The following is a 12,148-nucleotide window of genomic DNA, read 5'->3' on the forward strand; positions in this document are numbered from 1 at the left end:
CCGCGCCGGGCTCGCGCTCATGCAACACCCGCCGGCGTGCGCGCCGGACGGACGGGAAACGTGCGCCGCACGAAGCGGCGAGAAGACAGGCCGTGAAACAGACGCGCCTCGGCGAACGGAGAGCCGAATGAGCACCAGCCAGAATACGCGGGCCCGCAGCGGCCTGTCGATCGGGATCAAGCTGACCCTCGCGGCCGGCGGGGCCGCGCTGATAACCGGGCTGGCCGTCGGAGCGGTGGGTCTGGTCCGATCCGACAGCGACCTGCGCGCCGAGGCGAGCCGCGGGGTGATGGACGGCGCCCAACTGGCCGCCGACCGCATCGAAGCCTACCTCGCCGAGGTCGAGAACGACCTTGCCTTCGTTCGCCAGTCGGAGCTCGGCACCGACGACTTCGAGGACTTCCTCAACCCCTGGGCCGCCGACAGCGCCGCGGCGGTCCGTCTCTACAGCGCAGAGTCCTCGCTGCCCTCGGGGCGACGGGCGGAGCTGGACGATGCCGGCGACGGTTCCGACTGGTCGGACGCCCACTCCCGCCACCACCGCACCTATCGCGGCTTCCAGAAGGAGCGCGGCTACCGAGACCTGTTCCTGATCTCGCCCGAGGGCGAGGTGGTCTACAGCGTCGCCAAGGAGAGCGACTTCGGCGAGAACCTGCTGACCGGCTCGCTGAGCGACTCGGGCCTGGCCGAGGCGTTCCGCCAGGCGCGCGCCCTGAAGCCCGGCGAGACGGCCTTCGTCGATTTTTCTTCCTACGCGCCCAGCGGCGGCGCCCCGGCGGCCTTCGCGGCGACCCCGGCGGTCTCGCCTGACGGCCGGATCCTGGGTGTCCTGGCCCTGCTGCTGCCGGAGACCGAGCTCGCCTACATCCTGTCCACGGTGCATCTTGGCGCCGATACGACGCTCTACGTGGCCGGTCGCGACGGCGTGCTGCGCTCGGACCTTCCCAAGACGGCGGGCAGCGACACCCTCGTGACCCGCGTCTCGCTGCCCGCCGGCGCCTTCGAAGGCGCGGTGGAAGCCGTCGGCGTGCTTGGTGACGAGGCGATCATCAGCCAGCGCCCGATCGAGGTCTCCGGCCTCAACTGGATTGCCGTTTCCGAGGAGCCGACCAGCATCATCGCCGCACAGCGGCTCGGGCAGATGCAGGTGTCGGCGTTGGCTTCGCTGCCGGCCCTGCTTGTCGCTCTGGGACTGGGCTGGCTGGTGGCGCGCAGCTTCGCCGCGCCGGTGCAGCGGATGACCAAGGCGGTCGGCGACCTGCTGGCCGGCCGCGCCGTCGACGTGCCGGGCTCGACGCGCGCCGACGAACTTGGCGACCTCGCCCGCGCCCTGTCGGAGATCCACCACGCCTCCGTCGCCTCGCGGCGGATCGCCACCGCCCTGTCGGCGTCCAGCGAGATGGTGATGATCCTCGACACCGAGCAGCGCGTGGTCTTCGCCAACGCGGCGATGGAGGAGGGGTTCCGCGAGATCCGCGGCGCCATGCCCGGAGCGGCCTCGGGGGCGAGCTCGATCGTGGGGCTGGAGGCGCGGATGCTCACCGAGGATGCCTCGGTGTTCCTCAAGACCGACCGCCGCGGCGCGCCGCTTCTGCAGTTCGGCGACAAGCTCTACGGCCTGGTGATCGTCGAGATGCGCGACGACGCCGGCGACCTGCTGGGGCGCGCCGTCACCTGGCGCGACCGCTCCTCGGCCGTGACGGTCGAGCGGCAGGTGAACGAAGTGCTCGAGGCGGTGGCCAAGGGCGATTTCACCAAGAAGCTGGACGAGGACTCCCAGGACCGCTTCGCGCGGCTCGTGGCCCGCTCGATCAACAAGATGGGCGACCTGTCGGGCGGCTTCTTCGCCGAACTCGAAGGCATGGTCGAGGCGCTGGCCTCTGGCCGCCTCGCCCACCGCATGACCGAGACGCATGACGGCCGCTTCGGCGAGGCCGCGACGAACCTGAATCAGGCCGTCGCCCGACTGGCGGAGACCATCGCCGACATCGCCAAATCCGCGGACGGGATGCGCGAGACCGCCGACACGATCTCGACCGACGCCTCCGACCTCAGCTCTCGAACCGAGTCGCAGGCCTCCTCGCTGGAGCAGACGGCGGCGACCATGGAGGAGATGGCCGCCAACGTGAGGACCACCGCCGACAACGCCGACTCGGCCGAGACGCTGGCCCGCGACGCGGCCTCGCGCGCCGAAGCCGGGCGCGGGGTCATGTCGAACGCGGTCTCGGCCATGGGTCGGATCGAGGACAGCTCGGCCAAGATCTCGGACATCATCTCGGTGATCGACTCGATCGCGTTCCAGACCAACCTGTTGGCGCTGAACGCGGCCGTGGAGGCGGCCCGGGCGGGCGAGGCGGGCAAGGGCTTCGCCGTCGTCGCGGCCGAGGTCCGGACCCTCGCCCAGCGCTCCAGCCAGGCGGCCAAGGACATCTCGACGCTGATCGAGGCCTCGTCCAGCCATGTCGGCGAGGGGGTGCGACTGGTGCAGTCCACCGGCGACGCGCTCGAGGAGATCGCTGAGGGCATCGCCCGCACCGCCGCCACGATCGAGGACATCTCCTCGGCCGTGCGGGAGCAGAGCGCCGGCGTGCAGGAGACCTCCCAGGCGGTCAGCCACATGGACGACGCCACCCAGCGCAACTCCGCCATGGCAGAACAGAGCGCCGCCGCGGCGCGGCGGCTTCAGAACGAGGCGCGCTGGCTGATCGAGCGGGTGGGCTTCTTCGAGACCGGCGTCAAGCAGTCGGCGCGCGCGGTCGGCGCAGCGGTCTCGGCCTCGGCCGAAGCGCCGGCCCGGGCCGCCAGCGGCGGCGGTTCGAACCGGCAGGCCACCGTCCCTGCGTCCCGCCCTGCCGCACGGCCGACCGGCGTGGCCACCCGGCCCCCGGCCGCGCCGCCCGCCGCTTCAAAGCCTGTCGCTGCAAAGCCTGTCGCTGCAAAGCCCGCATCTTCGAAGCCGGCGGTTCTGAAGCCTGCGGCCGCGAAGACTGCGAGCCCTGCAGCTCAGCGCCCCGCCGAGCGCGCGGCCGCCCCAGCGCGACCCGCGCCCGCCGCCGCCCGCCCCACCGCGCCGCGGCCTGAGACGAACCCGGCCGTGCGTCCGGCGCCGGCGCCCGCGTCGACAGCCGACGACGACCAGGACTGGTCGGAGTTCTGAGCAGATGAACCGAGCCCTCCAGCCTGGGTCAGCGGCCTCGCCGCGCTCCGACCCGCCGCCGGCCGCCGCCGCCGACCGAGGCGGCGAGTCGGCCGCCTACGGCGGCGAGTTCGTGATGTCGGACGCCGAGTTCACCCGCATCACCGCAAAGGTGTTCGAGATCGCGGGCATCGTGCTGAAGGATCACAAGCGGCAGATGGTCTACACGCGCCTGTCGCGCCGCCTTCGCGCAACCGGGTTGACCGCTTTCGGGGCCTACATGGACCTGATCGAGCGGCCCGAGGGCAAGGCCGAGATGGTGCAGTTCACCAACGCCGTGACCACCAACCTGACCTCGTTCTTCCGCGAGGGGCACCACTTCACCCATCTGCGCGAGCAGGTGCTCGAGCCGCTGGCCAAAGGCGGCAAAACCCGACTGCGCGTCTGGTCGGCCGGCTGCTCGACGGGGGAGGAGCCCTACTCGATCGCCATGACCGCGCGCGCTGCGGCCCGCTCGCTGGCCAGCGTCGACTTCCGGATCCTGGCGACCGATCTGGACACCAACGTGCTGGCCACCGGCAAGGCCGGCGTCTACCCCGAAGCTCGGGCCGCCGACATCCCGGCCGAGCTTCGCTCGGGCGCCCTGGCGCGCAACGGCGACCGGGTGGAGTTCTCCAGCCAGGTCAAGTCGATGATCGCCTTTCGCAAGCTCAACCTGCTGCACCCCTGGCCCTTCCGCGGCCCGTTCGACGCGATCTTCTGCCGAAACGTGCTGATCTATTTCGACGCCGAGACCAAGGCCGGACTCGTGCGCCGCTATGCGGAGGCCCTGACCGACGACGGCGTCCTCTACCTCGGCCATTCGGAATCCCTGCTGGGCGAGCATCCGCTGCTGCGCTCCGAGGGCCGAACCATCTACCGGAGGCGGAAATGAGCGCGTCGAGCGGGCGCGTCGCCGCCCCCTACTTCGATCCCAAGATCGGGGCGCAGGCGATCTCGGTCCTGCCCGGCCACCATGCGGTGACCGACCAGCCCGAGACCGCGGTCACGACGCTCCTCGGCTCGTGCGTCGCCGCCTGCATCCGTGACGTCGACAAGGGGATCGGCGGCCTGAACCACTTTCTTCTGCCCGGCGAGGATCGCACAGACGGCGCCCGCTCGGCTCGCTACGGGGTCCACGCGATGGAGGTTCTGATCAACGACATCCTCAAGCGCGGCGGCCGCAAGGACCGGATGGAGGCGAAGGTCTTCGGCGGCGCCAACGTCATCGACGTCAGTTCGAAGGACACGGTCGGCGTCCGCAACGCCCAGTTCGTCAAGGACTATCTGCGGATGGAGGGGATCCGGCTAGCCGCCTCCGACTGCGGAGGAGAGCGGGCGCGCCGGGTCTACTTCTTCCCGGCGAACGGTCGGGCATCGGTCCTGCGGCTCCCGGCCTCCGAGTCCCGCGTCATGCGCCGGACCGAGTCGCAGCTGGCCCAGCAGGCGACGAAAGCGCCCGCCGCCGGCGGCGTGGAGCTGTTCTGATGCCCGCCCCGGGCGCCGGAACCCCGCCGACCCGCGCCCCCGGCGCTCGAGTGCGCGCGGTCATCGTCGACGACAGCCGCCTGATGCGCGGCATCATCAAGGCTGCATTGGAAGCCGAGGGCGACGTCGAGACGGTCGGCCTCGCCGGCAACGTTGCCGAGGGCCGCCGCCTGATCAAGGAGACCGACCCGGACGTGGTGACCCTCGATGTCGAAATGCCAGGGATGAACGGCCTGGAATTTCTGGAGAAAATCATGACACTCCGTCCGACGCCAGTGGTCATGGTCTCCTCGCTGACCGCCGCGGGCGCCGATGCGACCCTGGCGGCGCTCTCGATCGGGGCGGTCGATGTGGTGCGTAAGCCCAATGGCCCCGACCCGATGGGCGCATTCGGCCAGGAGTTGCGCGAGAAGGTGCGCATGGCCGCGCGCGCCCAGGTTCGCCGCGCGGCGCCGCAGCGGCCACCTCCGTTACGGCAGGCGCAGCCCGCCGGCGCAGCGCGCAGGCCGGCCGTGCCGATGCAGCCGCCCAATCCGCCACCGCGCGCCGCTGCGCCGCCGGTGGAGACGTCCCCACCCCTTCCGGATGCCCCGCTGAATCAGGTCGCCGCGTCGTCGCCGCTGGAAACCGGCGCGGGAGGCGGCTGGAAACGGGCCCTGATCGCCATCGGATCCTCGACCGGCGGGGTGGGCGCGATCGCGGAGCTGCTCGAAGGCCTGCCTCCGGATCTGCCTCCGGTCGTGATCACGCAGCACATGCCCGAGGGCTACACCGCCCGTTTCGCCCGCCGCCTCTGCGACAAGTTCGGGCGAGACGTGGCCGAGGCCCGCGACGGCGAGGCCTTGCGTCCCGGCATGGTCCGCATCGCCCCCGGCGCCCGACACATGGAGATCCAGGCGACCGCCGGCCGCCTGACCACACGGCTCGGCAGCTCGGAGACGGTTTCGGGCCACTGCCCCTCGGTGGATGTGCTGTTCGGCTCGGTCTCCCGCGCCGCGGGGCCCGCCGCGGTAGGGGTGATCCTGACCGGCATGGGCCGCGACGGCGCCGCCGGGCTGCGCGCGATGCGCGGCGCCGGCGCCGCCACGCTGGGCCAGTCGGAGCGAACCTGCGTCGTCTACGGCATGCCACGCGCCGCCCGAGAACTTGGCGCGGTCGAGGAAGAGCACGACCTCGACCGACTCGCCGCCCGTATCACCGATTTTGCCCGTACCGCGCCGTCCCGGCGCGCCGCCCTCGGAAGCTGAGGAGAGCCCGAATGCCCGCAGCCAAGTCTCTGAAGGTGCTGGTCGTGGACGACCAGCAGACCATGCGCGGCCTCGCCCGCCAGTGTCTCAAGCGCCTCGGCGTCGTCGATGTGACGCTCGCCGCGGCCGGCGACCAGGCGCTGGAGGCCATGATGGCCAAGAAATTCGACGTCGTGATCTCGGACCTCAACATGCCCGGCCTTTCGGGCGTGGAGTTGGCTCGCAAGATCAAGGAGCACCCGGTCTTCAAGTCGATCCCGGTGTTCCTGGCCACGTCCGACGCCTATCGCGACCAGGCGGTGGAGGGCACGGTGGACCATTTCGTGGCCAAGCCGTTCTCGGTGGCCGACATGCGCGCCGCGATCGAGACCCATCTCGGCGCCTTGACCTGACGCCCGCGTCGCAAGGCGTCGCCTCGGGGCGCTTCGGAGTCCCGGGCGCCTCGTCACGCCTGCCCCCCTGGGCGTTCTGGCGACCAGGGGGCGGGCGGCGTGCAGGCGCGGCAGGCGTCCTCGCCCACGGCTCCGGAAGGATGGTCGTTAGAATGCCATGGATCCTGCCCTGCCGGATTCACTTCCCGGAAACCTGGCCTGCCCATTTTCGACCTCGGCGACCCGGCCCGGAGACCGCGCAGACCCGCGGCTCCCCGGCGGGAGGCTCCGGGCCCGCGCCCGGCCCGACCGTGGACCACGACCGCAGAATGTGGCGCCGGCCTTGCCGGACGTCCGCCCAGAAGGACAGACGATGACGATCTCCTCCTCGCTCAACGCCTCCGTCGCAGGCCTGAACGTGAACGCCTCGCGCCTGGCGGCGATCTCGGACAACATCGCGAACGCAGGCACTTACGGCTACAAGCGCGCGCAGACCGAGTTCTCCTCGCTGGTCGTGTCTTCGGGCACCGGCAAGTACTCCGCCGGCGGCGTCACCTCGACCACCACGCGCGCGATCTCGGCCGAAGGCTCGATCGTCTCGACCGAGAATTCGCTCGACCTCGCCGTGGTCGGACGCGGCATGCTGCCGGTGACGCCGGAAGACGACATCGACTCGGCCTCGCCCGAGCTGCGGCTGAAGCCGACCGATTCCTTTACGCCCAACCAGGACGGCAAACTGATTTCCTCGTCAGGCTTTGCGCTGCTGGGCTGGCCGCTGGATCAGAACGAGGAGCCGATCAGCCAGCTGCGCGACTCGACCACTGGGCTGGAGCCGGTATCGGTCGCCGCCTCGCGGTTCGTGGCCTCGCCGACCACCTTCATGGAGTTCGGGATCAACCTCTCGGCAGAGGACACGCGCGCCGGCGCCTCTGGCGATCCGCTGTCGGTGCCGATCGAATATTTCGACAACTTCGGCGCGTCCGAGACGCTGACCGCCACCTTCACCCCGACGGTGCCTGCCGCGGGCGCCTCGAACGAATGGACAATGGAGCTTATCGACAGCGCCACCGCGGCGGCTTCGAACCCGATCGCCTCGTTCACGCTGACCTTCAATGACACGCGGGGCCTCGGGGGCGCGCTCGAAACCATCGTGGTGAATTCCGGCGGCAGCTACGATGTCGCTTCGGGCCTCGCCACGATCAACGTCGATGGCGGCCCGATGGAGATCCAGATGGGCCCCTACGGCAGCAACTCCTCGCTGACGCAGTTGTCGGCGGAGTTCGCGCCCTCCTCGATCACCAAAAACGGCAACCGGGCCGGCATCCTGACTTCGATCGAGGTCGACGCCGACGGGTTCCTGGTGGGGCTCTACGACACCGGGCTCAGCCGCAAGCTGTTCCAGATCCCGGTGGTCGACGTGCCCAATCCGGACGGGCTGGCGGTGAAGGACGGGCAGAGCTTCACGGTCACGCCGCAGTCCGGCGCCTTCTACCTCTGGGATTCGGGCTCCGGACCCGCCGGCATCCTCACCGGCTACGCGCTGGAGGGGTCGACCACCGACATCGCCGCCGAGCTGACCAGCCTGATCGAGACGCAGCGCGCCTACTCGTCCAACGCCAAGGTCGTCCAGACCGTGGACGAGATGCTGCAGGAAACCACCAACATCAAGAGATAAGCCCCGGCCGGCCGCGCGCCATGCGCGCGGCCGGCTCCCCCGCCCTTTCGTGACCGGATTCGACCATGAGCATCGGCGTCGCCCTATCCAACGCCCTCAGCGGCCTCACCGCCTCGAGCAAGCGGGCGGAAGTGATCTCCGACAACGTGGCCAACGCCCTCACGCCAGGCTACGCGCGGCGGTCGCTGACGGTGTCGTCCGCATCGGCGGCGGGCGAGGGCCGCGGCGTGCGAATGCACGAGGTGGTGCGCGCCATCGACCCCCGCGCGACGTTCGAGCGGCGCGCAGCCCAATCCAACCTCGGGCGCGACCAGGCTATGGCCAGCCCGCTGTCGGTGCTGGCCGACGCGATCGGCTCGGCCGACCAGGCCGGCTCGCTCTCCTCCCGCGCCGTGGCGCTCGAGGATGCCATGGCCCGGCTGGCCGAAACGCCCGAGGCCCCCTCCCTACAGCAAGGCGCCGTCACCGCGGCGAATGACATGGCGCGGGCGCTGATCAGCGCCTCGCGCGATGTGCAATCGACCCGAATGGACGCCGAGACCGCGGTCACCCGCATGGTCGATCAGGCGAATGACGCGCTGGCCCGGATCGACGCGCTGAACGAGGACATCGCGCAAGCCACTGTCGCGGGCGACACAACCGCCGCGCTGGAGGAGGCCCGAGGCGAGGAAATCGATCGCCTCGCCGACCTTATCCCGGTGCGCACCGCCCGGCGGGAAAACGGCGTGCTGGCGATCTACACCCCTGGCGGCGCCGCGCTGCTGGAGGGCAGGCCGGCTTTGCTCGAGTTCGACGCCAAGAGCCTGATCACGGCCGACATGACGCTGGCCTCCGGCGGCCTCAACGCCTTGATCCTGGATGGAAACCCGATCGCTGCAGGAACGGGCGACGGACCGCTGGACGGCGGCGCCCTGGGGGCGCAATTCGCCATCCGCGACGTGGCCGCTCCCCAGGCGCAGACGCAGCTCGACGCCATCGCCCAGGACCTGATCCTCCGCTTCCAGGATCCGGCGGTCGACCCGACGCTCGCCGCCGGCGATCCGGGGCTGTTCACCGACGAAGGTGGCGCCTTCGATCCGCTCGACACCGTCGGCCTCGCCGCCCGGATCGAGATCAACATGGCCGTAGACCCAACGCAGGGCGGCGCGGCCTGGCGTATGCGCGACGGCATCAACGCGGTCGCCGAGGGGCCGGCCGGTCTCGACACCCTGCCCCGCGCCCACCTCGAATCGCTGCGCGAGGCAGTCGCCACCCCGGCGGGATCCGGCGTCAGCGGCCTGCGCAGTTTCGGAGACCTGGTCGACTCGATCGCCTCCCTGCGCGCCCGCGCCGCCGCCGACGCCGACGCGGCGGCTGCTTTCACCGACGGCCGCTACGCCGTGAAGGCCGAGGCCGAGGCCGCCTCCACCGGCGTCGATTCCGACCGCGAGATGTCCGACCTTCTGCTGGTCGAGCAGGCCTACGCCGCAAATGCCCGGGTGCTGGAGATCGTCGACAGTCTCCTTCGGCGCCTGCTCGAGATCTGACGATGCGAGAGATGACCTGCGCCGCCCGGCCGCCCGCGCTCGCGGGCCTCCGCCCGGCCCATTGCCCCTGGGGAGACAAGGCATGATCACCGGACCGTTGCCCGACCTGGCCGCAACGCTGCGCCTGCAGCGCGACGCCGGGCAGGTGCGTGTCGCGCTGGAACGTTCTGGACGCGAACTGAACACCGGCAGGAAGGCGGACCTGTTCGCCGCATCGGGCGGCGACCCGCGCCGCCTGCTTGCGATCGAAGGGTCCCAGGCCCGCGCTGCCCGCGAAACCGAGTCGATCACACTGGCGAAGGGACGCCTGAGCCTGACCCAGGCGGTGATGGGCGGGCTGCAGGACCTCGCCGACGGCCTCGGCCCGGAGCTTGCCGCTGCAGTGGCTCGCGACGACATGACGTCTGCTCGCCTCCATGCGGCGGGCGCCGAAGACGCGTTCCGCAACGCCGTTCAGAACCTCAATACCACCTACGCCGGGCGCACCCTGTTCTCAGGCGCCGCGGTCGACCGCCCGGCGCTGGACGACCCGGACGTGATCCTCGCGGATGTGGCCGCGGTGCTGGCCGGCGCCGCAGACGCCGCAGACGCAATCGCCCAGGTCGAAACCTACTTTGACGTCGGGGGCGGATTCGACGCACGATACCTCGGCGCAGCCGAAGATGCGCCGCGGGCCGGCATAGATTCTGGCGACTCCCTCGAGATCTCCCGCCGCGCCGACGATCCGGAGGTGCGCGAGCTTCTGCGCGGTCTTGCCCTGGCTGCGGCAACGGCTGATTCCGCCTACGCCGGCCCCGCAGGCGCCCAGGGCACACTGTTCGAGGCGGCCGCCGCAACCACAATGTCGGCGCGCGAGTCGCTGGTGCAGTCCCGCGCCATGCTTGGCCTTTCGGAACAGGCGCTCGAGGACGCTTCGGTGCGCATCTCGGCGCGACGCGACGCGCTGGATCTTGCATGGAACGCCGCCACGTCGAAGGATCCCTATGACGCGGCTGCCGAATTTCAGGCGATCGAACAACAGCTGGAACGGATCTTCCTGATCACCTCACGCCTCTCGCGCCTGAATCTGACCGACTTCCTGAGGTGAAGCCCCACGCACGGACGAACGGACACGCAGCATGATGATTCGAGCGACGACGCAGAAAGCGACGACGCAAGCGGCGGTGGCAAGCAGATGGCCTCAGTTCGAGGGATGGCGCGCCCTGATCGCGCTTGGCCTCCTGGTCTGCCTTGTCATCTTGCTTGCGGGGGCGCCCGCAAAGGCGGACGGCGGGCCCGGCTCGGACAACGAGTATGCGCGCCTAGGCGCCGGCGCCGGCGGCGGACCGTTGGCCATGGGCGTGATGGAGGCGGCGCCCGACGCTTTGCGCGTTCGCCTCAAGGACCTGGTCGAATTCGACGGCGTCCGCGGCAACGACCTGGTCGGCTACGGCCTGGTCGTTGGCCTCAACGGCACCGGCGACGGCCTGAGAAACGCCCCCTTCACAGAGGACGCGCTGACCAACTTGCTGGAGCGCCTCGGCGTCAACATCACCGGCGAGCAGTTTCGTCCCAACAACGTGGCCGCGGTGTTGGTGACCGGCGTGCTGCCGGCCTTCGCCCGGGCCGGCAGTCAGATCGACGTTACTGTCTCGGCCATCGGCGACGCCGACAGCCTGCAGGGCGGCACCCTGATCATGACCCCGCTGAACGCAGCGGACGGCGAGATCTACGCCGTCGCCCAGGGTTCGGTTCTCGCCGGAGGCGTCACCGTGCAAGGCCAGGCCGAGACGATCACCCAGGGCGTGCCGACCGCCGGCGTGATCCCCAACGGCGCCCGGGTCGAGCGGGAGATCGAGTTCTCCTTCGACTCCCTGCGCACCATCCGGCTGGCCCTGCGCGAGCCGGACTTTACCACGGCCGCCCGCATCGCCGGTCGCATCAACGAGGCCGCCGGGCGCCCCATCGCGCGGATGACGGATGCCGGGACGGTGCAACTGGATCTGCCCCGCGCCGGAATGCCGCCTGCCCAGCTGATGTCGGCGCTGGAGAACCTCGAGGTCGCGCCGGCCCGTCGCGCCCGCGTCGTGGTCGACCAGCGTTCGGGCACGATCGTGCTGGGCGATGACGTCCGCGTCAGCCGCGTGGCGATCAGCCAGGGCAACCTGACCCTGCGCATCCGCGAGACCCCGATCGTCTCTCAGCCCAACCCCTTCGCCCCGCGCGGCGCAGAGACCATCGTCGTGCCCCGCACGGACGCCGCCATCGACGAGGATCCCGGCACTCCGCTGGCCGTGGTGGGCAACGAGGTCACCCTCTCCCAGCTGGTCGAGGGACTCAATGCGCTGGGCGTGACCCCAAGAGACCTCATGGAGATCCTCAAGACAGTGAAGGCCGCTGGCGCCCTGCATGCGGAGTTCATCGTTCAATAGCCGCAGGCAACCTCCAGCAGCCCTCAGCGGCGCAAGAGCGCTAGTGCGAGCGGCCTAAGGCGCAGGCAGCCGGCCAAGTTGCGCATCGCGCTTCGCTGCGTCCGACCAATGCTGCGAGCAGATGGGCGTGGCCGGAAACAAGACCAAGGTCCCCGGTTGAACGACGTGCGACTTCGCCAGCCGCCATGCTCGACCGGTCCCTCCCTCCAGCGCCCCCCGGACACGCGCCACGCGAGCCGCCGGCCGACCCGGCGA

Annotated in this window: 9 protein-coding genes; all 9 read left to right on the top strand. The window is 70.6% G+C overall.

Annotated elements, in window-relative coordinates; translation table 11 throughout:
• The first annotated feature begins 127 nt into the window (after positions 1 to 127).
• The 9 genes from AAC134_RS00220 (at position 128) to AAC134_RS00260 (ending at position 11,893) form a co-directional block, all read left to right on the top strand.
• Positions 128 to 3,157, top strand: coding sequence for a methyl-accepting chemotaxis protein (locus AAC134_RS00220; protein ID WP_339947022.1), 3,030 nt, complete (start codon positions 128 to 130; stop codon positions 3,155 to 3,157).
• Positions 3,158 to 3,161: 4 nt separating this feature from the next.
• Positions 3,162 to 4,070 (top strand): protein-glutamate O-methyltransferase, encoded by a 909-nt coding sequence (locus AAC134_RS00225; RefSeq protein WP_339947023.1) that lies wholly within the window; start codon positions 3,162 to 3,164, stop codon positions 4,068 to 4,070.
• On the top strand, positions 4,067 to 4,663 hold the full coding sequence (locus AAC134_RS00230; RefSeq protein ID WP_339947024.1) for a chemotaxis protein CheD: 597 nt from the start codon (positions 4,067 to 4,069) through the stop codon (positions 4,661 to 4,663). Before AAC134_RS00225 ends, AAC134_RS00230 begins: the two co-directional genes overlap by 4 nt.
• Complete coding sequence (cheB, locus tag AAC134_RS00235; protein ID WP_339947025.1) at positions 4,663 to 5,910, top strand: chemotaxis-specific protein-glutamate methyltransferase CheB; 1,248 nt, start codon at positions 4,663 to 4,665, stop codon at positions 5,908 to 5,910. Before AAC134_RS00230 ends, cheB begins: the two co-directional genes overlap by 1 nt.
• Before the next feature lie 11 nt (positions 5,911 to 5,921).
• Entirely contained in the window at positions 5,922 to 6,302 is a 381-nt protein-coding gene (locus AAC134_RS00240) for a response regulator (RefSeq protein WP_339947026.1), read from the top strand.
• Positions 6,303 to 6,654: 352 nt separating this feature from the next.
• Positions 6,655 to 7,956 carry a flagellar hook-basal body complex protein gene (locus tag AAC134_RS00245; RefSeq protein ID WP_339947027.1) on the top strand — a complete coding sequence of 434 codons (1,302 nt, stop codon included), beginning with the start codon at positions 6,655 to 6,657 and terminating at the stop codon, positions 7,954 to 7,956.
• A gap of 65 nt (positions 7,957 to 8,021) precedes the next feature.
• Positions 8,022 to 9,482 carry a flagellar hook-associated protein FlgK gene (gene flgK, locus AAC134_RS00250; protein ID WP_339947028.1) on the top strand — a complete coding sequence of 487 codons (1,461 nt, stop codon included), beginning with the start codon at positions 8,022 to 8,024 and terminating at the stop codon, positions 9,480 to 9,482.
• Positions 9,483 to 9,564: 82 nt separating this feature from the next.
• On the top strand, positions 9,565 to 10,569 hold the full coding sequence (locus AAC134_RS00255; protein ID WP_339947029.1) for a hypothetical protein: 1,005 nt from the start codon (positions 9,565 to 9,567) through the stop codon (positions 10,567 to 10,569).
• Positions 10,570 to 10,816: 247 nt separating this feature from the next.
• Positions 10,817 to 11,893 carry a flagellar basal body P-ring protein FlgI gene (locus AAC134_RS00260; RefSeq protein WP_339947030.1) on the top strand — a complete coding sequence of 359 codons (1,077 nt, stop codon included), beginning with the start codon at positions 10,817 to 10,819 and terminating at the stop codon, positions 11,891 to 11,893.
• Positions 11,894 to 12,148: the final 255 nt, after the last annotated feature.

The organism is uncultured Albimonas sp. (assembly GCF_963977235.1).
Classification (GTDB): domain Bacteria; phylum Pseudomonadota; class Alphaproteobacteria; order Rhodobacterales; family Rhodobacteraceae; genus Albimonas.